This window comes from Streptomyces oceani (assembly GCF_001751245.1).
Classification (GTDB): Bacteria; Actinomycetota; Actinomycetes; order Streptomycetales; family Streptomycetaceae; genus Streptomyces; species Streptomyces oceani.
This window is the reverse complement of record NZ_LJGU01000137.1, coordinates 56772-82803: the sequence shown is the minus strand read 5'-3', so window position 1 is coordinate 82803 and position 26032 is coordinate 56772. Positions and strand designations below refer to the sequence as shown.

Genomic DNA, 26032 nt, shown 5'->3' with positions numbered 1-26032 from the left:
AGGGAGACCGGGGTGTCACCAGGAGCCGGCGGAGGCGATCACGGTGAAGACGTCCTCCATGTGCTTCGGCCGGTGACCGGGTTCCTTGATCACGGCGGTGGGCGCGAGCACCCGGGCATCGCCCGGGACGTCCTTGTTCACGAGGGCCTGGGCGCCGATGACCGCCCGGTCCCCGAGGGTCACCGGACCGAGAACGGTGGCGTTGGCGCCGAGGATGACACCGCTGCCGACGACGGGATGGCGACGGTCGCCCTCGGGACGTTCGTTGTCGCTCCACCACCCGACCGCGCCGAGCGTGACCTGGTGGTACATGGTCACGTCGTCACCGACGACGGCGGTCTCCCCGATCACGACTCCGGCGCCGTGGTCGATGAAGACCCTGCGGCCCAGAACGGCCCCGGGGTGGATCTCGACAGCAGTCACCCGGCGCGCCCACCGGGCCAGCAGCCTGGCGGGGATACGCAGGCCGCGGCCGTGCATGCGGTGAGCGACCCGGTGGGCCCACAACGCGGTGAGGGCGGGGTGGAGAAGCGCCTCTCTCCCGCTCCCCACTGACGGGTCGCGGGCCACGACGACGGCGAGGTCCTCGCGCAGCGCGGAGAGAATACGGGGCGTGCGGGACGCGGGGGTGGCTCCCTTCGGGCCGTCGGTGATGGCCGGGCCGGGCAGTGCGGGGCCGGGGGCCGGATTCGGTTCCGGTCTCGTCGGGCTGAGCAGGCTCATCGTGGCTCCAGGGGCGGGGTGGGCCTCATGACTGGAACAGAGCGTGCCGGGCGGACTTCCCGCTGGAATCCCGGACCGTTCCCGTCCGACGGGACCGTCGTAGCCTTCGACGCAACGTGTGGGGAACGAGTGGGGAACGTCGCGGGAAGCATCCGGGAACGGCAGAAACCACGCTTGACTGAGCGCCATCGGCCGCCCGTCGGATGACTGGTGCTCCCGCGCCGACGCGCTGTCGCACTTTCGTCGACTCCCGTACCTCGAACAGAAGGAGCTTCCCGTGCCTGTGATTTCCGTTGACTGGTGGAAAGGGAACGACCGAGGACAACGCGAGGAGTTGGTCGACGAAGTGACCGCCTGCGTGTCCCGCGTGGCCGGATGTCCCAAGGAAGCGGTCACCGTCATCGTGCGGGATGTGGACCCCGGCCACTGGGGGAAGGGCGGCGTACTCGCCGACGTGCTCGCCCCCGCCGCCCAGCCCGACCCGGACACAGGGGAACCGCGGCCATGACGGAATCCGCCCGCTGTGGGATCACCGACTCCCGGCGCCTCCTCCTCGTCCACCCCACACCTCGTCTGGAGTCCGCGGCGACGGAAGCCGGGTACCACGTCGCCCAGATCGCCGACACGGCCGGATTCACGGACGTCGAACTGCGCTCCCACCTGAGGGAGACCGTGCGCGCCCACCGAGTGGGCATGCTGATCGCCTGCGGAGAGGCGAGCACCCACCCCGCCGTACTGGAGACAGCCGAGCAACTGGGGGTGTCACCGAACCCCGCCTCCGCTGCTCGGCTGCTCGCCGACGCTACGGAGGTCAGGGACCTGTTGAACCGCAGTGGCCCCCAGTGGCAGGCGCTGACTTCGTCCGCCGAGCCGGGGGGCGGACCGCCGCGGTACGACGTCGAATACGGCGTGGAGACGCTGACGGCCGAGGGCATGCACCGGGTCACCGGCATCGTGGAACTCCGCTTCACTGGGCGGAGGGAGCTCGAGGCCGCCCCCGGTTCCTTCTCGGCCCCGGCTGATGGGTACGATGCTGCCGCAGGCGACGGCGTCGCCCTGCACACCTTCCCCGCCCCGATCACAGGGCCGGAAGGGGCGGAGATCAGGGCTCTGGCCACGGGCCTCCTCGACCTCGTCGGGTACGAGTTCGGGTACGCTTTCACGCGCGTTGCGCGCACGGAGCAGGGACCGCGCGTCGTTGACGCGCTGCCGCGACAGGCGGGCTGGCCCGCCTCCCGGCTGATCGAACTGACCACGGGGCTCGTAGCGGAGCAGGAACTCGTGCGTGCTCTGTCGGGCAAGCATGTGGAGGCGGCAACACCAGTGGGTTACGCCGTCGCCGTACCCCTGCCCGATACATCCGCAGGCTCCGAGCGGATGACGGACTTCGCGAACGTACAGGAGGTGCGGGACGGGCACGTCCTGCTCACCGCCCTCACCCCCGCCGAACTCGCCGTCCGGACGGCCGCCGTGCTCGGCCGGCCGGTCTGACCTCGCGTCCGGCCCGGGAGGGCCTCGGACGAGGAGGGTGGTTCTCGGTCGCGCCAAACCTGATGGCCCATGGGTTCGTCAGCAGATTGCGCAGGCGCTCGGCTGGTTTTCTCCCGCCGAGCGCCTTGCGCGGTCGGCCGTTGAGGTCCCGGCGACGTGTTCGCGGTCCCGGGCGCCGTTGACGGACGGTGAAGGTTCCGTACCCACCCGGCGCGCCCGATGCGACTGAGGGACGTCCTCCACCGAAACGGGCATCGCTCTCACGGTTGACCAAGGACGCCGGTCGGCGCCCCAGTACGCTCGATCGTCCGTAGCTACCGGCGGCCGGGCCGCGTGTCAGCGGTCGCCCCGTGCTCTGTCACCGCGAGGAACCGAGGGTGCAGCTCCGCCTCGACTGCGGCAGGAGACGATTCTGACGCCACGGCTACGCGTGTGGTCCGGTCTTGTTCCCGATCGCGCGGTCACACCCCAGGCCCTGCCTCCGTGGGCCTCGACCCGCGCAGCGGCGTCTCCCGCCCCGGCCGCACGCAGCCAGTCACGCTCCGCCAACTCGGATGACCTGACCGGTCGTGCCGGCCCTCCCAGCTCCGCTACACCCGTACGCCGTGGTAGGGGACACAACCACCCGAGTAGCCCCCACGCTGCTGCCGCTCTCCCGGTCCAGCACCTTGAAGAATCGCGTAATCACCTTCCCGGGGAGCTTTCCCCGCTCGGACCACGGGTTCCTGTCGCGTTCCCGGCTACCGGGTGAGGGTGGTAGCGGAAACGGAACGTCCAGGGAGCGGGGCACGCGAATGTCATTCCCGTCAGCAGGAACGCCCCGAAAGACCACTTCAGAAGGCGGGAAACGATGCGGAACTCGGTGTTCACGATGGTGGGAATCCTCACGGCGGCCGTTTTCACGGGCGGAGGAGGCGCTGCCTCCTCGGAGGCCGTGACGCAGGGCGCCTCTCCCGGCACCCTGGTCACCGGGCACTCCGTCACCCGGGACGGAACGGACTCCGGTGAGGGTCCGAACGTGGTGCCTGTTTTGGGTGGTGAGGGTCCCAACGTGGTGCCTGTCCTGGGTGGTGAGGGTCCCAACGTGGTGCCTGTCCTGGGTGGTGAGGGTCCCAACGTGGTCGCCTCGTCCAGCGTGATGGTCTGACACGTTTCCTGCCCGGAAACGACTCGGCACCCGGTTACAGCAGGTCTCCCAGCGCCCCGGCCTCTGAGACGACGTCAAGTCGTCGTGGCCGTAGGGATGCCCATGGCGTCGAAGGCCTCGAGCGCCGTCTCTCGGTGTGCCATGGCCGCTCCTCGTTCTCCGAGGTGCTCCAGAACGTGAGCCATGCCGGCCAGCGCGCGCGCCTCCTCGATGCGGTAGCCGATGCGTGAGGCCGCGTCATGGGCCCGCGTATGGAGGTCGCGTGCCGTGGAGTACCGGCCGTTACGGGAGTGCAGTCGGCCGATGATGTTGCCGACGGCGGCCTCGCACATCGGTGCCCCGCTGAGATCGTCCAGATTGAGGGCCGCTTCCGCCCACTCCGTGGCCTGGCCGTCTTGGCCGAGCCAGTCGGCGGCATCGGCTGACAGGGCGAGGAGGAAGGACATGTCAGCGGGGGAGACGATGTCCACAGCCAGCTCGCGCGCGCGGGCCAGGAGGTCGGCGGCCTCGGTGGCCTCGCCAAGACCCATCATGGCGACGGCCAGGTCGGTGAGTCCCTCGACTTCCTTGTCGACGGAACCGATGCTGCGGGACAGAGCGACGGCGCGGGTGGCGGCCTCCACCGCCTCCGGGAACCGCCCCCATTCGGCGTACAAGCTGCTGAGGTTGGTCAGGGATTCGGCCTCGGCTCGATCCGCCCCCAACTGCCGCTTGATCTGGATGGACTGTCGCAACCGTGGTAGCGCCTCCTCGTACCGTCCCATGGTGCTGAGCAGGAGACCCAGGACGCCGGTGTCCTTCGCCTCGCCACGTCGGTCGTCGAGACTGACGGCCAGGGCCAACGCCTCCTCCGACATCTCGATGCCCTCCTTGAAGCGCCCGAGCTTCCAGCAGGCCACCGAGAGATTGGACAGACTGAGCCGCAGCAGAGCCGAGTCGCCGAGCCGACGGGAGGCAGTGACCGCGATGCGGCCCAGCTCTCCGAACTCCTCAAGGCGCCCACGCAGGTCGAGGGGGAAAACAACGTTGGCGGCCAGTAGTCCCACATGACTGTCCATCTCCCAGCGGTACGCAAGCGACACGGCGGCCAGCAGCGAGTCCTGCTCACGCTCCAGCCATTCCCGGGCCTGGGCGACGGTGTCGAGAGGAGGGAGTTCGGCGGTCGTTGGCCGATGCTCGGGGCGGTCTGTTCGAACACGCCCGGGGAAGAGCAGGTCACAGGCGGCGTCGGTGGCAGCCAACGCGAAGTCGAGGAGCCGGACCACCGCGCGTGTGGCCTCTTGGCCGCTGTCGGCCTCGGAGCCGTTCCCGCCGTCAGGTTCCGATACGGGGCGTGCGCTGCCGCGCGAGAGGTTGTGCGCGAAGCTGCGGACGAGGTCGTGGAAGGCGTACCGACCGGTCTCGTGCTGCTGGAGCAGGTGCATGTCAAGGAGGTATTCCAGGACCTCCTCCGCCTCTCGGACTCCCTTGTCGAGCAGGGCGCCGGCGGCGTACGTGTCGATCTCGGCTCCCGGATGCTGGCCGAGGAGCCGGAACGCCTCCCGAGTCTCGGCAGTCAGTCCCTCATAGGAGAGTCGTAGCGTCACCTCGACGCTGCGCTCCCCCGAGTTGAGCTCGGCCAGCCGATGAACGTCGTCACGGAGCCGGTCGACCAGGTACCGGACGGTCCAGCGGGGCCGCTTGCGCAGCCGGGCGGCCGCTATGCGCAGGGCTAACGGAAGGTGACCGCACAGCTCCACCAACTGTTCGACGGCCTCCGGCTCGGCCCCCGCGCGAGTCCGGCCGAGCACGCTCTCCACGAGGGCGGCGCTGTCGCTCGGCGGCATGACATCCAGGGATACGGTGTGGGCGGCGTCGAGGTCCACGAGCAGTGCACGGCTCGTGACAAGGACGAGGGTTTCGGTAGGCGAGGTGAGGAGAGGCCTGACCTGGGACGCGTCCACGGCGTTGTCGAGCAGCAAGATCATCCGATGGGTGCTCATGGTGCGCCGCCACAGAGCGATGCGGCTTTCCGCGTCGTCCGGAATGCGGTCACCGGGCACACTGAGCATGCGTAAGAGGGCCTCGGCTGCCGCGCCCGCAGTCAGGGGCAGGCCGTTGGGTGTGAACCCGCGCAGGTCGATGTAGAGCTGCGCGTCGGGGTAGTTCTCCGCCAGCTGATGTGCGGCGCGCACGGCGAGGGAGGTCTTGCCGCTTCCGCCCATGCCGTCGATCGCGACGATCAGTGGCCCGGTGCCCGGGGCCTGCTCCACGAATCCAAGCAGCTCCCGGACTTCCTCCTCCCGGCCGGTGAAGTCGCGCAGATCGTAGGGGAGGACGGCGGGCTTGTGCTGCGGGGTGAAGGGAGCAGCGGTGGGCAGCGGCGGGGCGGCGAGCTCCGGGCTGTTGCGCAGCACGGCGTTGTGCAGCTCGGTGAGCGCGTCGCCGGGGCCGATGCCGAGTTCGTCGATCAGGAACTCGCGGACCTTGGCGAACTCCTCCAGCGCGTCAGCCTGCCGTCCGGAGCGGAAGAGGGCGAGCATGAGCTGGCCCCTCAGCGTTTCGCGCAACGGGTGTGTGTCGATGAACTCTCTTAGCTCGCCGATAAGCTCACTGTTCTCGCCTGCGGCGAGCCGCAGGTCGAAGAGTTGCTCGACGGCTGTCAGCCGGCGTTCCTCCAGGGCGGCGGAGACGGCGGTGAGAACCGTTCCTCCGCTGCCGGCGAGCAGGGGGCCCCGCCACAAGGCGAGGGCCTCGCGCAGCGTCGCGGCGGCGTACGCGCTCTGTCCAGCGGCGGTGGCGTTCCTGGCTTGTTCCAATCCCTCCGTGAACCTGCTGAGGTCCACCTGGTCAGGTGTGGTCAGCACCCGGTAACCCGGCCCCTCGGTGACGATCAGATCACGTCCGTCGGGAATGCGCTGACGCAGCTCCGCCACAGCCTTGCGTATCTGGTGGGAGGCGGTGGCGGGCGCGTCCTCCTCCCAGACGGCTTCCATCAGACGGAAAACCGGAATCACGCGTTGAGGTTCCAGTAGGAGAGTGACGAGAACCTTTTCATGCACAGGGCCGCCCACTCGGATGCGCTCGGTCCCATCCCAGCATTCGAACGAGCCCAGAATTCGGAACTGCAATCTGCGCGCCTCTGTGGTTTCGTCCATGCTGCTTCCCTCCAGCGGGCCCCGGAGCGGCTGCTGCCCCACCCACGAATAGCCGACGCTCTCCGTTCCTGCCTCCCAACGGGCCATCACATCAGGGCCTCGCATCGAGTGACAAGACGGCCACCCGCCGCATGGCTTCAAGTCCCTAACACGGCCACGAGTGGGGCCTCTTGAGGTGACGCCAGCAAATAAGGCCGCAGGTGAGGGAGATGCGGACGTGGAGTACGGGGCAGTGTTCCCGAAAGCCGTGCCGACCCGTCGGCGGGACCGGGTGAGCCCTCTGGGCTGGCCGGACCCGCCGGGCGGTGCCGACGGTCCGAAGGCGGTGGCCAACCGGTCAGTTCGGCGGTCCCGCACGCCGTACGTAAGCACCGGCTGGTTCGCCGACGACCTTGCCGTCCTGCAGGACATGCCGCCCGCGCAGGAAGGTGTCGGTGACCTGCGCCGTCAACTCGAAGCCCTCGAACGGCGTGTACTCCTGGGCGGACTCGGAGGCGTCGGCTCGGACGGTGCACGTGCGCTCGGGGTCCAGCAGACAGAAGTCGGCGTCCTTGCCCACGGCGATGGCGCCCTTGGTCTCCAGGCCGTACCGACGCGCCGGGTTGGCGCTGCTGAGCGCGGCGATCCTCCCCCAGGACAGCCCGCGTCGCCGACCCTCGGTGACCAGCCCCGGCAGCAGGTACTCCGCTCCGCCGAAACCGGACTTGGCGAGGAACACGTCCTCCGCGGGTGTGCCGAACTTTAGCTCCTCCCGGCAGCAGGCGTGGTCGCTGACCACCCAGTCGACGGTCCCGTCCAGTACGTACTCCCACAAAGCCTCGACGTCCTCGCGTGGGCGCAGCGGCGGGTTGACCTTGCCGCCGATCCCGTTGGCGGTGTCGACGTCCGCGAGCAGGTGCCCGATCGTGACCTCACGGCGGAAGTCGATGTGCGGGAAGGCACGGGACATCCGCACCGCCGCGTCGAGAGCCTTGCGGGAGCTGAGATGCAGCAGGTTGATGGTGGGCAGTTCGGTCTCGTGCGCGAGGTACGCGGCGATCGAGACGGCCAGCCCCTCGGAGTGCGGGGGCCGGGAGGCGCTGTACGCCGCCAGCCCGTTCAGCTCGCCGGCCTCCTCCACCAGTTGGGTGTAGGCGGTCATGATCTCGGCGGTCTCGCAGTGCAGGGACAGCGAGATCCGGTCCGCCAGTTCGGGGAAGCGTTGCCTCGCTCGCTGGATGCCGCGCATCACGAACTCGAAGTGCGCGTAGTCGTATCTCTCGCCCTCGGGCGTCATCAGGAAGGAGTTCTGGTCGGCTGAACGGCCGTGCAGCCCGTGGCTGCCGTAGAACATGAAGACTTTGAAGGACGTCACGCCGTGCCGCTCGATCAGCTCCGGTATCTCGTCGATGTGTTCCCGGCTCATCGGCGCGAGGTGGTAGGCGTAGTCGACGTACGGGCGACCCTCGGTGGCGGCCAGCACCTCGGGGAAGAACTCCCCGTACGGTCCGCCCTTGTTGAGGTAGTACTGCCCGGTGCGCATGTAGGACAGCGCGGTGGTCACCCCGCCTTGCGCGCAGGCGCGGCTCTCGACCGCGGCGTCCTCGGAGAGTTCGTGGTAGATGCCCCAGTGCTGATGCCCGTCCACCACGCCGGGGAAGGCGAGCCGTCCCGCGGCGTCCACCGTACGAGCGGCGCTGTCGGCGGGCAGTTCCGGCGTCACCCGCGCCACCACGCCGTCACGGACGGCGATGTCGGCGTTCCGTGGTTCGTCGTGCTCGGCATCGACCACCCGGGCGTTCTTCACGAGCAGGTCGTAGTCGTGTTCGGACATGAGGCTACCTACCTTCGTACGGGGAGTGGGTGTCCGGGAGGGGGCCGGGCACGGTGATCAGGGGGTCCAGCAGCGGCCGGAGATCCGGGAGTTCCGCCAGTCGGCCGGCCGCGGCGCGCGTCGCCTCGGCCGCTTCCCGGCTCAGCGTCCCGGACGTGTTGTCCCGGAACTTCAGCCCCAGCTCCGCCGGGCTGAGCGGCCGTCCGGGACCGCCGCGGTTCGCGAGCACCTCCGCGTACCAGACCTCACCGTCGGTGTCCCGGACGGTGAGCGTGGCGGGGAACTGCAGGGGGAAGATCTCGGTCGCCCGGTCGTCCGGCACCACCTCGACCCGGGACATCAGGTCCCGGCGGCGCGGATCGCGGGCTAGTTCGTCGGTGTAGTCGGCGAGGGTCACCCCCAGGCCGTTGCCCGGCCCACAGAACGCGGCGGCGATCGCGTACGGCCCGCTGAACTGCGCCTGGTAGCCGGTCTCCGGGGTCCGCTTCTGCTCGATCGGCTCGGCGATGGTGCGCAGGACGGGTGCCGGCGCGCCGAGCACGGCGCTCTCCACACGCTCCGGCGCGAGGCCGCGGGCGCGTAGCTCCAACGCGGCGTCGACGGCGGCGTGGGTGAAGTGGTTGGCCGGATAGGGCTTGTAGAAGATCTCCGGCACGGCCCACCGGGTTCCCAGACCCTCGGTGATCTCGGTGGGCGTGTACGTCCCGTGCAGGAACGCCTCGAAGAAGCCGAACCGCCCCTCCAGCACGGTCGGCGGCCCGGTGAAGCCGCGGGCCGTCAACTGCGCGACGGTGACCGCCGAGTGGGCCGCCCAGCCGCAGTGCAGCCGCTTGACGGTGCCGCCGGTCCGGTTGGACTCGATGATCCCGGCGGCGGTGGACGCGGCCATGCCCAGTACGTCCCGCAGCCCTTCCTGGTCCAGGCCCAGCAAGACCCCGGCGGCGACGGCGCCACCGAGAGTGCCGCAGATGGAGGTCGCGTGCTGGCCGTGCTCGAAGAAGGTGGAGTTGCCGGCCTGCCGGTCGTACCCGGCCATGCCGAGCCGTACGGCGACCTCCAGGCCCAGTGCCACGGCCCGTACGGTCTGCGCGCCGTCGGCTCCGGCCAGCTCGGCCGTGGCGAGGGCGGCGGGGACGACCGAGGCGCTGGGGTGGAGCACGGACGGCAGGTGGGTGTCGTCGTAGTCCAGCGAGTGCGCCAGTACGCCGTTGGCCAGCGCCGCTTGGGCCGCGGGCAGTCGGGGGAGGCCGTGTCCGAGCGCGCTGGCCTGCGCCGCCCCGCCCTGCTCGGCGACGTACTCCAGCACGGCCTGGCTGGTGGGGAGCGTACGTGCCGCGACGCACAGGCCCAGGACGTCCAGGACGCGACCGCCGACGTCGTCCGTGACCTCGGCCGGGAGGTCGGGGAAGTCGGTGCCGGCGGCGAAGGCGGCCAGCTCGTCCGCGAGGGTACGTTCAGCCATGGTGACCGCCGGTGGCGGACGCCCGGTGGTCCGGGACCACGGCCAGGGGGCGGACCGGCGAGCCGGTCGCTCCGTACAGCGGGAGCGGGGCCAGCACGAAGGTGCACTCGTGCACCCGCTCGGCGGCGACCTCCTCCAGGTTCATGGTCTCCACCAGGTAGATGCCGGCTTCCACCAGCAGTACTCGGTGGGCGGGCAACAGCGCGTGACCCTGGCCGGGGGCGAGGCGTTCGAAGGCGATGGTGTCGGAGCCCGCGGCGTGCACCCTCCGCTCGGCCAACCACCGGGCCCCGGCCTCGCCGACCCCGGGGACCCCGGACTCGGCGCCCATGTAGACGGTGCGGTCCGGGTCGTCGAAGTGCCGCCCCCAGCCGCTGCGGATGAGGGCCACGTCCCCCTCCCGTACCGGGGTGCCCTGGGCACGTTCGGCGGCGTCGAGGTCCTCGGGGGTGATCTCGTATCCGGGCGGGCAGTGCTCGCCGAGCACGGCGGGTACGTCCAGCAGCACGCCGCGCCGCATCATGGGAGCGATGGTGTGCACGCCCAACTCGGCGTACCGGCCGCCGGTTCCTGCCTCGACCGCGTCCGCCCCGCCGTGCAGTCGGCCGTCCTGCGAGACATGGGCGAGGGCGTCGATATGGGTGCCGACGTGGGTCCCCATGACCAGCATGTCGTTGGCGGCCGAGCCACCGTCGCCGCGTACCGCGTCGCCGTGGCGACGCGGCAGGGTGTGCCAGTACGCCGGGTGGTTGGGGGACTGGGGCATGCCGATCGTCAGCCGGCGGCCGAGGTCGTACACCCGCACACCCGCCCGAACCGCATCGAGCAGTGGGTCGGAGGAACCGTCAACGGGAGTGTCCGGGATGTCTGGGGCGGCGGATGCTTCGGTGGTGCGCACGGTCGGGTCCGTTCTCGTCGAGGGAAGGGCTGGTCACGGGTGGACCGGTGGGGAGGCCGGGACGGCGGTCAGGTGACGACCTGGCGGTCACGCAGCCGGGTCACCTCGTCCTGCTCCAACCCGAGTTCCTTTACCAGCAGTTCGTCGGTGTCGGCGCCCAACGCCCGGCCGGTGAACCGGATCGACCCGGGAGAGCGGGACATCCGCCACATCACGTTGTGCATCAACAGCGGGCCCAGATCCTCATCCTGGACCTCGGTGAGCATCTCGGTCTGCCGCACGTGGGGGTCGGACACCAGGTCGCGGGCGTCGTAGATGGGTGCGACGGCGGCGCCGGCGTCGGTGAACCCGGTCACCACCTCCGCACGGGTGCGCGCCCCGATCCAGGCGGCGACCGGCGCGTCCAGCACGTCCGCGTGGGCCGCCCGCCCGCCGCCGGTGGCGAACCACGGCTCGGTCACCAGATCGGGCCGCCCGACCAGTCGCATGACCCGCTCTGCGATGGCCTGGGCGCTGGTGGAGATCGCCACCCAGTGCCCGTCGCGGGTGCGGTAGGTGTTGCGGGGCGCGTTGTTGCTGGAACGGTTGCCGTTGCGCTGCCCGACCAGCCCCAACTGCTGGTAGACGGTGGGGGAGGGTCCGACGGCCGTCATCAGCGGCTCCAGCAGACTCATGTCGATCACCTGCCCCCGGCGCCGCGGGTCCCGCTCTCGGGCGTAGAGCGCCATCACCGCGGCTGAGGAGGCGGCGATCCCGCAGACGCTGTCGGCCAGGCCGAAGGCCGGGAGCGTGGGCGGTCCGTCCGCCTCACCCGTCAGGTGGGCGAAGCCGCTCATCGCTTCCGCCAGGGTGCCGAAGCCCGCCCGTGCCGCGTACGGACCCCGCTGGCCGAAGCCGGTGACGCGTACGGTCACCAACCCGGGATGCGAGACGGCCAGCTCGTGAGGACCCAGCCCCCAGCGCTCCAGGGTGCCGGGACGGAAGTTCTCCACCAGCACGTCGGCGGTGGCGACCAGGCGTCGGAACACCTCGGCGCCCTCGGCGTCGGAGAGACTCAGCCCGAGGGTCCGCTTGTTGCGGGACAGTTCCTTCCACCAGAGCGGATGGCCGTCCTTGCTGTGACCGTGACCCCGCATCCCGTCCCCGACCACCGGGTGTTCGACCTTGATCACCTCGGCGCCGAAGTCGCCGAGCAGTTGGGCGCACAGCGGCCCCGCCAGGATGGTGGAGACGTCCACCACCCGCAGGCCGTGCAGCGGCCCACGAACGGTGTCCGTGGGCGGCTCGCCGCCGGCGGGGTCCTCCCCGGGGGGAGTTCCGGGCTCGTGCGCGGTACTCGGGTTCACGTCGATTCCTCCTCACCGTCGGGTGCGAGCGAGCCCGCGCCCAGATCAGCGGATACGTCCGCGGCGGCGCGGATGACCGCGCGGCCCAACTGCTGTCGTTCGTCGCCCTGGACCAGTTCCTTGGTGCCGCACACCGACACCGAACCGACCACCTGTCCCGTGACGCCGTACACGGCCGCGGCGACACTGGCCGCCGCCACCTGACGTTCGCCGAGGCTGGCGGCGTGGCCGAGTTCGCGGATTCGGGCGATCTCCTCCCACAAAGCCGAGGCCGAGGTGATGGTCGCCTCCGTGACGCTGTCCAGACGGTGATGGGCGACGTAGTCCGCGATCTCCGAGTCCGGCATCGCGGCCAGGATCGCCTTGGAGGACGAACCGGCGTGCAACGGGTGGGTGGTCCCCAGCGCCACCGACATCCTTATCTCGTGGTGCGAGAGCACCTGGTCGGCGTAGACCCGGGACCAGCCCTGACGGACCGACAGGGTGCTGGTTTGGCCGGTGACCTCGGTGAGATACGCCAGGTGCCGGTGGGCGACGGCCGGGATGTCCAGCTCGCGTACGGCCGCGAGTCCGATACTGCGCGCGCCGGGCCCCAGTTGGTAGAGCTTGCTCTCCTCGTCGAAACCGAGGAACTGACAGGCCACCAGCTCGCGCAGAATCCGATGGGCGACCGCCTTGGACAACCCGGTCTCCCGCGCGATGTTCGACACTCCGCTGGAGTGCGGGGCACGGGCCACGGCGTCGATCACGTTGATGGCCCGGCCGATGGTCGAACGGGTCTGCGTGGCGGGAGCGTTGTGGTGTGCGGTGATCATGAGAGACCTCGTTGGTCAGGGCCGGGGTGGCCGTGTGGTGGGAGCGGGCGCGGGGCCGGTGTCAGCCTCCGCCGCCTACCCGGGTGGTCACCCGTATGTTGCCGTGTACGGCCCGGGAGAACGGACAGACCTGGTGCGCCCGCTCCACGAACTCGGCCAACCGCCCCGGCGGAAGCTTCGCGTCGACCCTCAACGTCACGCCCAGGCCGTACGCGTCACCCACCGCGCCGAGCGTCACCTCGGTGGTCACGGTGGCCCCGGCCAGCTTCACCTTCTCCCGCCGAGCGACCGCCTCCAGCGCGCTGCGGAAGCAGGCGGCGTACCCGGCGGCGAACAGTTCCTCGGGGTCGGTGCCCGCCTGTCCGGCGGACCGGTCGCCGGGACGTACGAGCGGTAGGTCCAGCGAACCGGTCGACGAGCGGGCGCTGCCGGTACGGCCGCCGCGTACCGTCACCCGCGAGGTGTGCAGCGTCCGGTAACCGGGTGGGTCGGAGGCCAGATGCCCGGAACTGGCTACCGATTCGCTGATCGCCCCGTCGACCAACCCGCTGATCGACCCGCCGGGCTCGTTCGCTGGTGCCGGGACCGCCTCGCCGGGAGCGGCATGGGTCCGTACGTGCTTCGCCACCTCCTCGGCGAACGCCTCGGGTTGCTCCTCCGCGACGAAGTCGGTGCCCCCCGGCAACACCACCAGCGGGGCGTGTGGGAACGCCCGCTGGACCTCGGCGTTCATCCGGTTGAGCACGTCCTCGCTCCCGTGACACAGCAGGATCGGGACGTCCGCGACCCCCTCGGTACGCAGTGGATGGTCGAAGACCGCCCGGTAGGCCACCCCGTAGTCGGGGCCGACGCTGAGGTACTCGGCGACCTGCCTGCTCACGGAGTCGGCGCCCAGGGTCGGGTACAGCCAACTGATCCGGTCCCAGATCGTCCGCAGGTGCCCGCCCTCGCCGTCGACGGTGTAACCGGGGGCGTACGAGGCGGCCTTGGCGGCGCGCTCCTCGTCCGAGTAGACGGGGATGCCCTGGAACACCAGCCCGCGCACCCGGTCCCGGTCCCGCAGCGTGGCCGCCAGCGCGAACACCGCGCCGGTGTGCTGACCCAGCAGGTGCACCCGGTCCAGCCCGAGCGCGTCGGAGATCTGCCACACCGCCTCGGCGTACCGCTCCACCGACCACGGCTCGGGTGCCGGGTCGGACATCCCGAAGCCTGGAGTGTCCACCGCGATCGCCCGTACGCCACGCTTGGCGAGCGGAGCCAGGACCGGTTCGTAGGTCGCCGAGGACAGCGGGGACTGGTGCAGCATCAACAGCGTAGGGGCGTCGGTGGGGCCGGCCTGCCGGTAGTGCACCTGCCCCCACGGCAGACGCAGGTACCCGCGGTCGCTGCGGCCCCTGAGATCGGTGGTCATGTCCGGTCCGCCTCCCGTACGGGGGCCTCGGCCAGCGCGGCCATCACTTCGATCACGTGCTTGACGCCGTCCCGGTAGTCCTCCAGGCCGATGTGCTCGTTCGGCCCGTCGATGCCCGCGTCGGCTCGGGAGACGCCGACACCGACGATCGGCAGCCCGGTCAGCACGCCCTGGTTCCCTATCCACTGGGTGTACGGCTCGACCACCGGCTCGGCGCCGTAGGCCCGCCGGGCCGCGTCCGCGACCAGGTCGACGAACGGGTCGCGGTGGTCCGTGAGATGGGGGTGGCTGCTCGCCATCGTGTCCAGCGTGAGGTCGCCGAAGCCGTGCGCGTCCAGGTGGGTGCGCAGCAGGGCGGCGACCTTCTCCGGCTCCTGGCCGGCGATCAGCCGTACCTCCAGCTTGGCGGTGGCGCTGGCGGGGATGCCCAGCGTCACGTCGTCCCGATTGTCCCCGCTCTCGACGCCGGTGACGGTGAGCGTGGGCCGGGTGCGGATCGCGACGGCCGCCGCCGCGTCGTCCAGCCCGCCGAGGAAGGAGCCCACGCCGGCCCGGTCCCGTACGTAGTCGCCGGGGAAGGGCAGTGCCCGCAGCATCTCCTCCTCGCGCGCGGTGGGCACGCGCGCGTCCGCGGCGAACCCGTCCACCCGTACGGTGCCGTCCGGCTCCTGCAGGCAGGCCAGGGCCGCGGCCAGGCGGGCGGTCGCGGCCGGGAGCAGCGCGGTGTTCTGGCTGGTGACCTCACGGTTCAGGGTGCGGGCCGTCAGCCGCAGGTAGAGCACGCCCTTCTCGCCCAGCTTGAGCAGCGGACGCCCCTGGTCGTCGGTCCAGGAGTTCTCCCACAGCGCGGCGTCCGCGACCAGCCGGTCGGCGTGCGCCGTCACGAAGGAGCCGAGTCCGGGGCTGTGCAGCCACTGCTTGCCCTCCATGATGTAGCGCGTGGTGACCGGCGGCTGTTGGCCCGCCAGCCGCCAGGCCGCCGCGGCGTGCACCCGGGAGAGCAGGGCGCCCTTGTCGTCGGCGACACCGCGGGCGTAGAGCCGGCCGTCGTGGATCTCGGCGGCGTAGGGCGGGCTGATCCAGGCGTCGTCATCGCCGGTCGGCTCGACCTCCACGTCGTAGTGGTTGAAGTGCAGCAGCGCGCGGCCTCGCGGATGGTCACCGGGGATCTCACCGAGGACGTACGGATGGGAGTCCGTCCAGGGGATGACCTCGCCGGTGCCGCCCCAGCGGTGCAGGGAGCCGGCGAGGAAGTCGGCGGTCTCCCGCATGTGGTCGGGTTCCTGGCGGCGGCTGCGGATGCGGCAGAGGGCCTGGAGTTCCTCGACGAACTCGTCGAAGTGCCGGTCCACTGCCTCCAACGCCGCTGTGGTGTCGGGCTGGTTCATCGGTCTTCGTCTCCTCGGGTGACGCGGGGCGTCAGTGGATGGTGGCTCCGCCGTCCACGAACAGCACCTGGCCGGTCGTCATGGCGGATGCGGGGGAGAGCAGGAAGGTCACTGCCTGGGCCACCTCGGTCTCGGAGACCGGACGGCCCAGCGGGATGGACGCCAGCTTCGCGGCCATGTAGGCGGGGTCGGCCCGCACGTCGCTGGTCATCGAGGTGGGCACGATGGTCGGGGCGACGGAGTTGACCCGGATGCCGGCGGAGGCCCACTCCAGGGCCAGCACCCGGCTCAGGTGCATCACCCCGGCCTTGCTGACGCAGTAGCCGACCGAGTCGGCCACCGCGACGCTGCCGTTGGTGGAGCCTAGCGTGACCACCGAGGCGTCCGGCGCCGCGACGAGCGCCGGGTACGCGGCCCGGGTGACCCGGAACGTACCGGTGAGGTTGACGTCCAGGACCTCGGTGAAGTCGGCGTCCTCGGTGGTCGCGGCGGGCCCTCGGCGTACGATCGCCGCGCAGTGGACCAAGTGATCCAGTCGCCCGTGGGCCGCGCGCACCTCGTCGATCAGCCGCTCGCAGTCGGCGGTGCGGGTGACGTCCGCTCGGTGCGCCGTGTGGCCCGGGCCGGTGGGGAGGTCCCAGCCGGCCGGATCGGCCGCGTCCGCGCAGGCCACCGCACAGCCGCAGTCGGCCAGCAGCCCGGCCACCCGGGCCCCGATGCCGCGTGCGGCTCCGGTGACCAGTGCGGTACGGCCGTCGAACCGGTGCGGGTCGTCGGTCATGACGCGATCACCTGGTTCTCCTCCGCCCAGAACGCGATCTTTCGTTGCAGCAGGCGGATGAGCATGTGGGCGAGCAGCCCCACCACCGACAGCACGATCAGCACGGCGAACATGCCGGCGATGTCGAAGTTGTAGTTGGTCTGGAGCAGCAGATAACCAAGTCCTTCCTTGGCGCCGATGAACTCGCCGACCACGGCGCCCAGGACGGCGAAGACGATCCCGATGTCCAGTCCGGCGAAGATGAACGGCAGCGCGCTGGGCAGCCGCACCATCCGGAACACCTGGAAGCGTCCGGCGCCGAACACCTTCAGCATCTGGATTCGGTCGGCGTCGGCGGAACGCAGTCCCTCGACGACGTTGACCAGCATCGGGAAGAAGGCGATCACCGCGGCCATGACGATCTTGCTGGTCATGCCGAAGCCGAACCAGACGACGAACAGCGGGGCCAGCGCCACCTTCGGCACGGTCTGGAAGGCCACGATGTACGGCATGAACGTCCGCTCCACCAGACGTATCTGGGAGATCGCCGTGCCCAGTAGCAACGCTGCCGCGACGCCGATCACGTAGCCGACGAGCGCCTCCTGCAGGGTCACTTGGAAGTGCGTCCAGAACATCGGATCGCTCAGCTGGGTCTGGAGCGCCGCGGCGATCTGGGAGGGCCGGGGCAGGACGTACTCGTCGATGCCCAGGGGACGCAGCGCGAACTCCCACAGGACCACGACCACCACGAACACCCCGGGGACGAGGACGAGTTCGGGACGCTCGCGAAGGTCGAAGCGCCGACGGCGGGCCGCTGCGGAAGCCCCTGGCCCCTTTCCGGCGCTCTTGCCGGTCCTGCCGGTCTTTCCGGTGTTCTTGGACACGTCGCCGGAGGTCTCCGGCTGGGTGACTGTCATGCGGGCCTCCTCAGTCCATCACGCCGGCGGCGTTGAAGTACCGGCGTATCCGGTCGACGTAGACCCCGGCCTGGTCGGATGACATCGCGCCCAGCTCACGCGGGCGGTCCATCTCGATGTCGATGACCTCGGCGATCCGGCCAGGTCGCGGGGTGAGCACGATGACCCGGTCGGACAGGAACACCGCCTCCGGGATCGAGTGGGTGACGAGCACGATGGTCTGCCCGCTCTGTTGCCAGATCCGTAGCAGTTCGACGTTCATGTACTCCCGCGTCATCGCGTCCAGCGCGCCGAACGGCTCGTCCATCAACAACACCGCGGGGTCGTGCACCAGCGCCCGGCAGATGCCGGCGCGCTGCTGCATACCCCCGCTGAGCTGGGACGGATACTGCTCCTCGAAACCGTCCAGCCCGACCATCTCCAGCAGCTTCCGGGCCTGCGCGCGGTGCGCGTCCCGACTGAGGCCCTGCACCTCGACCGGGACCATCACGTTCTGCAGGATGGTGCGCCAGGGCAGTAGCGTCGCTTCCTGGAAAACCATGCCGATCTCCGGCATGGGCCCGTCGACGTCGCGGCCCGCGACCCGTACCGCGCCCTCGCCGTACGGGATGAGCCCGGCCAGAATCTTCAGCAGCGTCGTCTTGCCACAGCCGGAGGGACCAACGACGGAGATGAACTCGCCACGGCGTACCTGGAAGTCGATGTCCTGGAGCGCGGTGGTCGGTTCGGACCGGCGCGGAGTATAGACCTTCCGCAGATCGGCGACCTCGATCCAGGAGTCCTCGTCGGCCCCCTGCCGCGCCGCGGTGGCAGGCTGGCGTCCTAGCGTCTTCATGGCCATGCTGGGTCCTTTGTTGAGTGTCAAAGGGTCGGTGGGACTACTCGGCGGCGTTCCGCGCCTTGGCGATCACGGCCTTGGCGTCGAAGTCGTTGGCCTCCCTCAGGAGGCTCCCGTCCCAGGCGTCCTCGCGCGTGACGTCGTTCTTGATCTGGCCCGACTCCTTGGTGTAGTCCACGGTCCTCTCCCACTCCCGGTCGCTGATGGCGCCCCAGTTCCGGATGTCGGCGGGCTTGCCCTCCTTGGGAGTAGCGGTGTCCATCCAGGACTTGAAGACCCTCGTGTCGTCCTCGATACGGTCGGCTGCCTTCTTGCCCGCGAGAATCTGGGGGAAGGCGGCGTAACCGTCGCGCATCGCCGCCTTCGGGGCCACGGCGGAGAAGAGCATCGCCTGGTAGGAGGCCCGGAGGTAACGCACCAGAAGGTCCCGCTTCTTGTCGACCGCGTCCTCGCGCACCGCGAAGGTGATGGAGCGAATGCCGTCGAACATTCCGGGGTTACTGAGGTAGCGGTACTCGGTGCCGTTGTTCTCGATCGTGGTGTACGCCTGGGTGTAGAGGGCGAGCGCGTCGACCTTGCCGTCCTTGAGTGAGCTCGCCGCCTGGGCACCCACGCCGACCGGCAGGAGGTCCACGTCCTTCTCCGGGTCGAGGCCGGCGTTACGGACGTAGGCCCGGGCGTACATCGCTGAACCGGACGCCAGGGAGATCACACCGATCTTGCTCCCCTTGAGGTCCTTCGCGCTCTTGATGTCGCTACCCGGCGGAACGGCCACCCTCCAGGGCCAGTGCTGCACGAGCCCGCCGACGGCCTTCACCGGTACGCCCTTCTCACGAGCCGCGAGCACCGCCCCCAGGTCGGCCGCGGTGATGTCGGCGCTTCCGGAGGCGAGGGCCTGCAGCGCGGCCGTCGATCCGTCGGCGTTGCTGGTGGAGACCTTCAGATTGGCCTCCTTCAGGAAACCCTGCTCCTTGCCGACCGCGTAGGTGGCCACTTCCTCCTTGGGGCCGAGCACCGCGGAGGCGATCGCGAAGTCCACCGTGGAAGAGCCGTTGCCGGAATCGGAGGCGCTGCCCGCACCGCAGGCCGTGACGCTGGCGAGCCCTAGCACGGCGACCAGGGCGGTGCTCAGTTTGAGAGTTCGGTTCATGGCCGGTACCTCGTTCGGGAGGAGGGTGGATCGTTGGTTCCTGAAGCGCTCGCGAGATCAGCGAGGGCGAGGTCAGCGAGGGCGAGGTCGTTGTAGACGTGCTGTTCACTGATGCGGCCGGCGCGGACGACGAAGACGTCGACGTACCGCACCCCGTCGAAGGGACGGCCCGCGAGGTCCTCGCCGTAGAGCGTGCCGAGCGAGGTCACCGCGGTGTCCCCGTCCGCCAGCGGCGCCTGGAAGTACCGGTCGCGGTGCTTACGGACCCACCGGTACGCGCCGGCCGCCTCCCGGGCCATCGCGACGAGGGAGGCGTAGCGCCGGCCGCCGGGGAAGACGAGAACGGCGTCGGTCGCCAGCAGCCGCTGGGCCTCGTCGAGTTCGCGGTCCTCGCAACACTGGAGGTAGCGGTCGACCAGCGCCACGCGGTCCGCCGGTGGTGCCGCGGTCATCCGGCGCGCTCCGTGAGGCGGGCGGTCCACTGCTCACGCAGCGGATGCTCGGCCGGGCCCGACTCGGCCAGAATGGCCGCCAACCGGCCGGCCACGGCCTCGCGCTGGTCGTCCAGCACCCGCTGCTCCTGCGCACTGGGCGTGAAGTGGTCCAGCTCCCCGTCGGTGAGCACGCCGTGCCGTACGAGCAGCGCCTCCGTCGCCCGCAGACGCTGGTTGACCACGTGGACCTCGGTGTTGAGCTGGAGCACGAGGTCCAGCAGTCGGCCGATGCGGGGGTCGTCGAAGTAGTCGAACTCGTCGCTCATCATGCCTCCGTCTTCTCGGGCTTCTCGGGCTTCTCGGCGGAGAGGACCGCCCACGGGAAGTGCCATTCGCGCCGGTCGCCCCAGCCGTCCTCGCGTACGCCGTCCCGGCGCTCGTCGAAGGGGGCCCAGGAGGCGTCGGTGAGTCCGGCCTCGGCACACACGGCCGTCAGGTCGGCGCCGAACAGGTCGTGGAAGAAGGGCTCGTTGTTCCGCTCGGCGTGCTCGAAGATGGTGGCGTCGCGGAACGGCTCGCCGGTCGGCTGGAACTCCAGGAAGCGCAGCGACCCGCCGGGCCGCAGTAGTCGCGCCGCCTCGCGGATGGTCTCCCGTACGGCCTTGGCGGGCATCTCGTGCAGCACCATCGTGCCGGTGACCACGTCGCAGGAACCGCTCTCCAGCTCGGTGTCCCGTCCGTCGGCCTGGACGTAGCGGATGGCCACCTCCTCGGCCTCGGCCTCGGCGTGGGCCAGTCGCAGCCCGGGGCCGGCCAGGTCCAGGCCGATGACCTCGGCGTCCGGGTAGCGCAGCGCCAGCGGGCGGGTGCTCTTGCCGAAGCCACAGCCGATGTCGACCACCCGGGAGGTGGAGGCACGGTCGGGCAGCGCGGTCTCGGCGAAGAGCTTGTGGAACTTGTAGCCGTCGTTGTCCCGCAGCATCACGATGCGGGCACCGAACTCGTAGACGTAGGCGGACAGATCGTCGGTGTGGAAGCCACCGGGCTGGATGTGGATGTCGAAGTCGGTGTACCAGCCGGGGAGTTCGACGTCCGGGTTCAGGCTCAGCGAGCCCAGCCGCCGCTCCGGGGAGGTCTCCAACTGGGCCAGCAGGACCTCCCGACGGTGGAAGACGGCGTCGCCGGCCGTCTTCCACAGCATCTTCTGCTGCACGCGCTCCAGGTGGCTGAACCACGGGTAGAGGCTGAGTTCCCGCAGCCGGTTCTCCGCCTCGCCGACCGTGTCGGCGGGCGCGCCGGTCGCGGTGTACTCCTCGACCAGCGCGGGGTAGACCTCGCCGGCCCACTTCTTGCGCAGGGTCAGGATGAAGTCCACGGATGAACGCTCGTCCAGGGTCAACTGCTGTTCGATGTCGATCATGTGATGCTTCCTCACCTTCGGATGCGGAGCGGGCGTGGACCGCTCGTACCGCGTACGGACCTGGTGGTACGGCGTGCCGGGGCACGCGGTGTCATGGCGGATCGGCGGCGCGAACCGGCGCGGGTGCCCGGCGGGGATGTCTGCTGAAGCCGTCGGCACCGGGCTGGGTGTGCGCGGTGGCGGTCGGCGACGGGTGGGCCGGTGCCGTGGGATGGCGGAGCCGGCGGGTGCTGCGGTCTCGGATCGCCCGCGGTGACCGCGAGCGGTGGGGACGGTGTGCGGCGGGCGTACCCGGGTCAGTGCGGGGCGGCGGCCTGGAGCAGCGTGGCCGCGTGGGTGCTCTCGGTGTGGAAGGTGCCGGTCATCCGGCCCTCGTAGACGGCTTCCAGCAGGGTTCGGGGAGCGTTGGCGTCCCCGGCGATCAGGACGGTCGGGGCGCCGTTCGCCCGTTCCAGAGCGCGGTGGAGATCATCCACGGCGCTCGGCCGTCCGGCGTCCACGACGGCGGTGACACCGGTCAGGGACTCGTGTCGGCCGCTCAGGGTGTCGCGCAGCCGCACCGTCTGCCCGGTCGCCCCGCTCACCTCGCGCAGCAGGCGGGCGTGGAAGCCGAGTTCGCCCAGGCGGGCGGTGAGGCCGAGCCGGGAGTAGGTGGTGATCTGGGGGAACAGCGCGGCCACCGGGGTCACCAGGTGCACCTGGGCGCCTTGTCGGGCCAGCTGCTCGGCCAGCGAGGCCGCCGCCCAGCCACCCTGGTCGTCCCGGACGACCACCGTGCCGCGGAGTTCCGGCGGTGGCGCGGCGGCCAGCAGGGCCGCTTCTCGTACGTCGAACACCGGCGGACCGTCGGGGAGTTCGCGACGGGCGGGGCGCGAACCGGTGGCGATCACCACCGTGTCGAACCCGTCCCAACGGCCGCCCGCCAACAGGTCGGCCGCGGTCACCCGCTCGCCGAACCGGAACCGGACGCCCGCCCGTACCGCCTTCCCGGACTGCTCCGCCACCAGCAGCGCCAGCCGCTCGCGCCCCGGCACCGCCGCGGCGTCGTTCGCCTGGCCGCCGGCCGCCGCCGCGGCTNGTACAGCAGGCCGGCCGCCGCCGCGGCTTCCAGTACCGTCACCTCGTGGCCCGCCTGCCGGGCGGCGAGCGCCGCGGCCAGCCCGGCGGGACCGGCACCGATCACCCCCACCATCCGGCCGGGTGGGCGCGGGGCGGACCGTACGGCGTTCCACTCCCGCTCGGCGCCCACCTCGGGGTTGACTACACAGGAGATCGGCAGGCTCGCCTCGAGCCGTCCCACGCAGCCCTGGTTGCAGGCCAGACAGGAGTGCGTCTCCTCGTCCCGGCCCTCGAGGTACTTGCGCACCAGGTGCGGGTCGGCGATGTGCGGACGGGCCAGGCCGACCAGGTCCGCCTCGCCCGCCAGCAGCAGCTCCGCGGCCTCGGCCAGGCTGTCCAGCCGACAGACCGCGAGCACCGGCAGGTCCGGATGCTCCTTCTTGAACAGCGCCGCGTGCTGGCGGAACGGCGCGTGTCCGAAGCTCATGTCGGCCATCTGCGTCGCCAGCGAACGACTGCCGTGGTACGCGGAGTGGCTGACGTGCACGTACGCCAGCGGGAAGTCGGCGCGCAGCCGGGCGACGATCTCCAGCACGTCCGACGGACGTAGCCCGCCCTCCAAAAACTCGTCCGCGCTGACCCGGATGCCCAGCGGCAGGTCGGGAGCCTGCTCCCGTACTCTCTGGAGCACCTCCCGGGCCAGCCGCAGCCGTCGCTCGGGCGACCCGCCCCACCCGTCGGTGCGCTGGTTGGTGTACGGCGACAGGAACTGCTGGATCAGGTGGCCGTGGCCCAGGTGCGCCTCGAGCCCGTCGAAGCCGGCCCGTGCCATCCGTCGCGCGGCCGCGCCGAACGCGGCCACGGTGACGTCGAGATCGTCGTCGCTCATCGCGTGTGGCGTCTGGGCGGAACCCGACCACGGCTCGGTGCCCGGCGACCACGAGGCGGTTCGGGTCGCGTCCCCCGCGGCCTGCCGCCCGGCGTGCATCAACTGGGCGAACATCCGGGCGCCTTCGGCGTGTACCGCCTCCACGACGCGTGCGTACGCCGGAACACAGGCGTCGTCGAAGCAGCCGAGGCTGATGTGCCGCCCGGCGCTGGTGGGGTGGACCCGTACCGCCTCGGTGATGATCAGTCCCGCTCCACCGCGGGCCCGCTCGGCGTGGTAGTGGACGTGCCGGTCGGTCGGTTCGTTGGAGTGGCCGAAATTGGTGGTGTGCCCCGGAACGAAGACGCGGTTGCGTACCTCGACGCCTCCGAGGCGGTAAGGCGTACTTACTACTGATATACCGGACTTGCTCACGGTGCCTCCCGGCGACTGCACACCCAGAACCCGTGTCGACGTACCAATCAGTGGAACGTCGTTCATGTGAACGGAACGCTAGGACGGCTTCGTGGGGACGTCAATAAGCCAGTGCGAAAAACTTCCCGTGGAGATAAAACGGGCATATCGCCGACCATCGCGCGCCAGACCACCGATGTGCTGGGGGAGTCGGACGTGCCGAAGCGCCGGCCCTCGACCACGCGAGACCGAGGGCCAGGGGAGGACGGGCCTCATCGCACTGGCCGCCGCTACCCCACGCGTGGAGCGGACGAGGCGGCATGCGGCGGGGCCAGGGGAGCGGTGGTTCGGTTCTGGGTACTCGCGTCAGGTTCCGCGCTGGGCGGCGACGGTGGCGAACTCTGTCCGGGCGGCGGGGGAGAGGTCCGGCACGGGCCTTCCGAGATCTTCGAGTGCCGTACCCGCGAGGACGTCAGGACTGCTGGTGACCTCCACGCGGTCGCTGCTGACGGCCGATTCGGCGTCCGGCGTACGACCGCCCGCGTTCCGCCCGTCGTTCGTGGTCAACGCTACGCAGCCGAGCCCTCGTGGCACCCACGCGCCCGCCCGCGGGTCGCCATACGCTGCACGTCCACGCCACGTGGCGGCTACGTCCGTAGGAAAGCCAGAACCGCCAGAACGCGGCGATGCCCGTCGGTGTCCACCGGCAGATCGAGTTTGGTGAAGACATTGCCGATGTGCTTGTTCACGGCAGCCTCACTGATGAACAGCTCCGCAGCCAGGTTGGCGTTGGAGCGTCCCTCGGCCATCAGACTCAGGACCTCCCGCTCCCGTACGCTGAGCCTCTCCAACGGATCCTGGCGCAGCTGTAGCAGCTGACGGACCACCTCGGGGTCCACGACGGCGCCACCCACCGCCACCCGGTCGACCGCCGCCATGAACTCGGTGACCGCCCCGACCCGTTCCTTCAGCAGGTATCCCACCCCGGTGCCGCCGCACGAGTCGAGCAGCCGCATGGCGTACGAGCGTTCGACGTACTGGCTGAGCACGAGGACCGGCAGCCCGGGAATCTCCTGACGCAGCTGTACGGCGGCGCGCAGTCCGTCGTCGCCGTTCGCCGGCGGCATTCGTACGTCCGTGACGACCAGGTCCGGAGGATCCTCACGTACGGCCTCGGCGAGGGCGTCGGCATCGCTCACGGCGGCGACGGTGACATGGCCGAACCGTTGTAGCAGGCCGACAAGGCCCTCCCGCAGCAGGACGGCGTCCTCCGCGACGATCAGGCGAAGTGGCACGGGACCTCCACGTGCAGCAGGGTGGGTCCTCCCACCGGGCTCGACACCCGCATTCGGCCGTCGAGCGCCTTGAGCCGGTCCGCGAGCCCGGTCAGGCCGCTGCCGGCGGACTGGTCTGCACCACCGTGACCGTCGTCAGTGATGTCGATGATCAGCAGATCCGAGTGGTAGCGGCCGTGCACCGTGGCGTGCGTGGCACCGCTGTGACGCGCGATGTTGGTCATGGCCTCGTTGATCAAGTAGTAGATGTTCGCCTCCAGTTGCCTCGAGAGCCTGCCCGGCAGCTCGAGGTCCACCGCGACCGGTACGGGGAACCTGCTCGCGTAGTCGTGGAGCGCGGCGACGAGGCCGTGATCCGCGAGGACCGGCGGGTTGAGCCCCCTGACGAGGCTGCGAAGTTCCCTGTTGGCCGCGGCGAGCTGACGCTCCGCCTCGGTGAGCCGCTCCGTCAGCGGCGAACCCTCGGGGACGTCCAGGCGCATGAGGCCGAGAGACATCCCCAGCGACACGAGCCGTTGCTGTGCCCCGTCGTGCAGATCACGCTCGATGCGTGTCCGTTCGGCGTCGAAGGAGTCGAGCATCCGTACCTGTGAGGCCCGCACCTCCCGCAGTTCGTCGCCCAGTTCCTCACCACGCGGGGCGAGGAAGGTTCGCGCGAGCGCGGCTCTCGCGCCCGCCCAGGACGTCACGGTGTACGGCGAGGCCAGCAGTACGAACGCCCCGAGGACCGCCCAGGGCCAGGTGTGCCGGTCCACCGCCTCGAAAGTCAGCACGGGCAAGCCGAAGGCGAACGCGAGCACCAACAGGTCCAGCCACCACAGCGCGGCCGCGGAGATCAAGGTGAACGCCAGCTCGCGCCAGGTGACCTGCTCCTTGAGCCGGGTGGCCACCCAGGGCCGGAACCCCGGCGCGGCCGGCTCTCCGTGCGGATTGGGCAACTGGTCGTGGTCGACCAGCCGGAGCCGATGGCGCTCGACGGTCGCGACGGAGGTCGAGGACAGCACCACACCGACCAGCGGGGCCGCTCCGACCAGGATCACCAGCAGGATCACCCCGACCACCAGGCCGGTGGCGAGCACCAGGACGGCGGCCGCCCCGACCAGGACACCGCTTGCCAGGTAGGCCACCGAACGCCAGGGCCAGCTGGAGGTCAGGAAGCTCAGCGGGCTCTGTGCCATCGCCTGCCAAGCAGTTGTGGAAGGCATGCGTGGAACGTTAGCCGGAGACCGGTGGGTGACGGGGTAGA

The 26032-nt window shown here is 70.5% G+C and carries 24 protein-coding genes and 1 pseudogene; 3 read left to right on the top strand and 22 right to left on the bottom strand.

What is annotated here, in order from left to right; genetic code table 11:
- Positions 1–15: 15 nt before the first annotated feature.
- The gene (epsC, locus tag AN216_RS19830) at positions 16–723 is read right to left on the bottom strand and encodes a serine O-acetyltransferase EpsC (protein ID WP_079166771.1); all 708 of its coding nucleotides are present in this window, start codon (positions 721–723) and stop codon (positions 16–18) included.
- Between the two features lie 277 nt (positions 724–1000).
- Between epsC and AN216_RS19825 the strand changes: the two genes are divergently transcribed.
- The 3 genes from AN216_RS19825 to AN216_RS19815 all read left to right on the top strand — a co-directional run bounded on the left by AN216_RS19825 (position 1001) and on the right by AN216_RS19815 (position 3361).
- Complete coding sequence (locus tag AN216_RS19825) at positions 1001–1231, top strand: tautomerase family protein (protein ID WP_070198046.1); 231 nt, start codon at positions 1001–1003, stop codon at positions 1229–1231.
- Positions 1228–2214: a hypothetical protein gene (locus AN216_RS19820; RefSeq protein WP_070198045.1), complete on the top strand. Its 987-nt coding sequence runs from the start codon at positions 1228–1230 to the stop codon at positions 2212–2214. The genes AN216_RS19825 and AN216_RS19820 overlap by 4 nt, the downstream gene beginning before the upstream one ends.
- Positions 2215–3064: 850 nt before the next feature.
- Complete coding sequence (locus AN216_RS19815) at positions 3065–3361, top strand: hypothetical protein (RefSeq protein WP_070198044.1); 297 nt, start codon at positions 3065–3067, stop codon at positions 3359–3361.
- Between the two features lie 74 nt (positions 3362–3435).
- Here AN216_RS19815 and AN216_RS19810 read toward each other — a convergent pair whose 3' ends face one another.
- From AN216_RS19810 to AN216_RS19720, 21 genes and pseudogenes are all read right to left on the bottom strand, one after another.
- Positions 3436–6498 carry an AfsR/SARP family transcriptional regulator gene (locus tag AN216_RS19810; RefSeq protein WP_070198099.1) on the bottom strand — a complete coding sequence of 1021 codons (3063 nt, stop codon included), beginning with the start codon at positions 6496–6498 and terminating at the stop codon, positions 3436–3438.
- Positions 6499–6835: 337 nt separating this feature from the next.
- On the bottom strand, positions 6836–8311 hold the full coding sequence (locus AN216_RS19805) for a dihydroorotase (protein WP_070198043.1): 1476 nt from the start codon (positions 8309–8311) through the stop codon (positions 6836–6838).
- Positions 8312–8315: 4 nt separating this feature from the next.
- Complete coding sequence (locus AN216_RS19800; protein WP_070198042.1) at positions 8316–9773, bottom strand: MmgE/PrpD family protein; 1458 nt, start codon at positions 9771–9773, stop codon at positions 8316–8318.
- Complete coding sequence (locus AN216_RS19795) at positions 9766–10671, bottom strand: cyclase family protein (RefSeq protein WP_244502538.1); 906 nt, start codon at positions 10669–10671, stop codon at positions 9766–9768. The genes AN216_RS19800 and AN216_RS19795 overlap by 8 nt, the downstream gene beginning before the upstream one ends.
- Before the next feature lie 68 nt (positions 10672–10739).
- Positions 10740–12017: a CaiB/BaiF CoA transferase family protein gene (locus tag AN216_RS19790; protein ID WP_212732731.1), complete on the bottom strand. Its 1278-nt coding sequence runs from the start codon at positions 12015–12017 to the stop codon at positions 10740–10742.
- Positions 12014–12832, bottom strand: a complete 819-nt coding sequence (locus AN216_RS19785; RefSeq protein WP_070198041.1) for an IclR family transcriptional regulator — start codon at positions 12830–12832, stop codon at positions 12014–12016. The genes AN216_RS19790 and AN216_RS19785 overlap by 4 nt, the downstream gene beginning before the upstream one ends.
- Before the next feature lie 61 nt (positions 12833–12893).
- On the bottom strand, positions 12894–13301 hold the full coding sequence (locus AN216_RS31110; protein ID WP_107402045.1) for an Ohr family peroxiredoxin: 408 nt from the start codon (positions 13299–13301) through the stop codon (positions 12894–12896).
- Positions 13302–13475: 174 nt separating this feature from the next.
- Positions 13476–14138 (bottom strand): annotated as a pseudogene (locus AN216_RS31105) (alpha/beta fold hydrolase); the annotation flags it as partial.
- A gap of 101 nt (positions 14139–14239) precedes the next feature.
- Entirely contained in the window at positions 14240–15631 is a 1392-nt protein-coding gene (locus AN216_RS19775) for a M20/M25/M40 family metallo-hydrolase (RefSeq protein WP_070198040.1), read from the bottom strand.
- Positions 15632–15662: 31 nt separating this feature from the next.
- Entirely contained in the window at positions 15663–16412 is a 750-nt protein-coding gene (locus AN216_RS19770; RefSeq protein ID WP_070198039.1) for an SDR family NAD(P)-dependent oxidoreductase, read from the bottom strand.
- Entirely contained in the window at positions 16409–17308 is a 900-nt protein-coding gene (locus AN216_RS19765; protein ID WP_079166770.1) for an ABC transporter permease, read from the bottom strand. Before AN216_RS19765 ends, AN216_RS19770 begins: the two co-directional genes overlap by 4 nt.
- A 10-nt stretch (positions 17309–17318) precedes the next feature.
- The gene (locus AN216_RS19760; protein ID WP_070198038.1) at positions 17319–18149 is read right to left on the bottom strand and encodes an ABC transporter ATP-binding protein; all 831 of its coding nucleotides are present in this window, start codon (positions 18147–18149) and stop codon (positions 17319–17321) included.
- Between the two features lie 37 nt (positions 18150–18186).
- Positions 18187–19296 (bottom strand): ABC transporter substrate-binding protein, encoded by a 1110-nt coding sequence (locus AN216_RS19755; RefSeq protein ID WP_070198037.1) that lies wholly within the window; start codon positions 19294–19296, stop codon positions 18187–18189.
- Positions 19293–19748: a nuclear transport factor 2 family protein gene (locus tag AN216_RS19750; RefSeq protein ID WP_070198036.1), complete on the bottom strand. Its 456-nt coding sequence runs from the start codon at positions 19746–19748 to the stop codon at positions 19293–19295. The genes AN216_RS19755 and AN216_RS19750 overlap by 4 nt, the downstream gene beginning before the upstream one ends.
- Positions 19745–20059, bottom strand: coding sequence for a nitrile hydratase subunit beta (locus tag AN216_RS19745; protein ID WP_244502537.1), 315 nt, complete (start codon positions 20057–20059; stop codon positions 19745–19747). Before AN216_RS19745 ends, AN216_RS19750 begins: the two co-directional genes overlap by 4 nt.
- Complete coding sequence (locus tag AN216_RS19740) at positions 20056–21150, bottom strand: class I SAM-dependent methyltransferase (protein WP_070198034.1); 1095 nt, start codon at positions 21148–21150, stop codon at positions 20056–20058. Before AN216_RS19740 ends, AN216_RS19745 begins: the two co-directional genes overlap by 4 nt.
- A gap of 296 nt (positions 21151–21446) precedes the next feature.
- Positions 21447–22184 (bottom strand): NAD(P)/FAD-dependent oxidoreductase, encoded by a 738-nt coding sequence (locus AN216_RS29765; RefSeq protein ID WP_212732730.1) that lies wholly within the window; start codon positions 22182–22184, stop codon positions 21447–21449.
- Entirely contained in the window at positions 22091–23578 is a 1488-nt protein-coding gene (locus tag AN216_RS29760; protein ID WP_476755931.1) for an oxidoreductase, read from the bottom strand. Before AN216_RS29760 ends, AN216_RS29765 begins: the two co-directional genes overlap by 94 nt.
- 279 nt (positions 23579–23857) lie before the next feature.
- Positions 23858–24058 carry a hypothetical protein gene (locus tag AN216_RS19730; protein ID WP_070198033.1) on the bottom strand — a complete coding sequence of 67 codons (201 nt, stop codon included), beginning with the start codon at positions 24056–24058 and terminating at the stop codon, positions 23858–23860.
- Positions 24059–24138: 80 nt separating this feature from the next.
- Entirely contained in the window at positions 24139–24786 is a 648-nt protein-coding gene (locus tag AN216_RS19725) for a response regulator (protein ID WP_070198032.1), read from the bottom strand.
- Entirely contained in the window at positions 24771–25991 is a 1221-nt protein-coding gene (locus AN216_RS19720; RefSeq protein ID WP_070198031.1) for a sensor histidine kinase, read from the bottom strand. The genes AN216_RS19725 and AN216_RS19720 overlap by 16 nt, the downstream gene beginning before the upstream one ends.
- Positions 25992–26032: the final 41 nt, after the last annotated feature.

What these genes read in the sequence shown, in the direction of transcription:
- AN216_RS19820 (WP_070198045.1), top strand. Translation starts at nt 1,228, where the DNA reads ATGACGGAATCCGCCCGCTGTGGGATCACCGACTCCCGGCGCCTCCTC.
- AN216_RS19810 (WP_070198099.1), bottom strand. Translation starts at nt 6,498, where the DNA reads ATGGACGAAACCACAGAGGCGCGCAGATTGCAGTTCCGAATTCTGGGC.
- AN216_RS19765 (WP_079166770.1), bottom strand. Translation starts at nt 17,308, where the DNA reads ATGACAGTCACCCAGCCGGAGACCTCCGGCGACGTGTCCAAGAACACC.
- AN216_RS19770 (WP_070198039.1), bottom strand. Translation starts at nt 16,412, where the DNA reads ATGACCGACGACCCGCACCGGTTCGACGGCCGTACCGCACTGGTCACC.
- epsC (WP_079166771.1), bottom strand. Translation starts at nt 723, where the DNA reads ATGAGCCTGCTCAGCCCGACGAGACCGGAACCGAATCCGGCCCCCGGC.
- AN216_RS19720 (WP_070198031.1), bottom strand. Translation starts at nt 25,991, where the DNA reads ATGCCTTCCACAACTGCTTGGCAGGCGATGGCACAGAGCCCGCTGAGC.
- AN216_RS19800 (WP_070198042.1), bottom strand. Translation starts at nt 9,773, where the DNA reads ATGGCTGAACGTACCCTCGCGGACGAGCTGGCCGCCTTCGCCGCCGGC.
- AN216_RS19750 (WP_070198036.1), bottom strand. Translation starts at nt 19,748, where the DNA reads ATGACCGCGGCACCACCGGCGGACCGCGTGGCGCTGGTCGACCGCTAC.
- AN216_RS19745 (WP_244502537.1), bottom strand. Translation starts at nt 20,059, where the DNA reads ATGATGAGCGACGAGTTCGACTACTTCGACGACCCCCGCATCGGCCGA.
- AN216_RS19785 (WP_070198041.1), bottom strand. Translation starts at nt 12,832, where the DNA reads ATGATCACCGCACACCACAACGCTCCCGCCACGCAGACCCGTTCGACC.
- AN216_RS19805 (WP_070198043.1), bottom strand. Translation starts at nt 8,311, where the DNA reads ATGTCCGAACACGACTACGACCTGCTCGTGAAGAACGCCCGGGTGGTC.
- AN216_RS19760 (WP_070198038.1), bottom strand. Translation starts at nt 18,149, where the DNA reads ATGGCCATGAAGACGCTAGGACGCCAGCCTGCCACCGCGGCGCGGCAG.
- AN216_RS19755 (WP_070198037.1), bottom strand. Translation starts at nt 19,296, where the DNA reads ATGAACCGAACTCTCAAACTGAGCACCGCCCTGGTCGCCGTGCTAGGG.
- AN216_RS19740 (WP_070198034.1), bottom strand. Translation starts at nt 21,150, where the DNA reads ATGATCGACATCGAACAGCAGTTGACCCTGGACGAGCGTTCATCCGTG.
- AN216_RS19815 (WP_070198044.1), top strand. Translation starts at nt 3,065, where the DNA reads ATGCGGAACTCGGTGTTCACGATGGTGGGAATCCTCACGGCGGCCGTT.
- AN216_RS19775 (WP_070198040.1), bottom strand. Translation starts at nt 15,631, where the DNA reads ATGAACCAGCCCGACACCACAGCGGCGTTGGAGGCAGTGGACCGGCAC.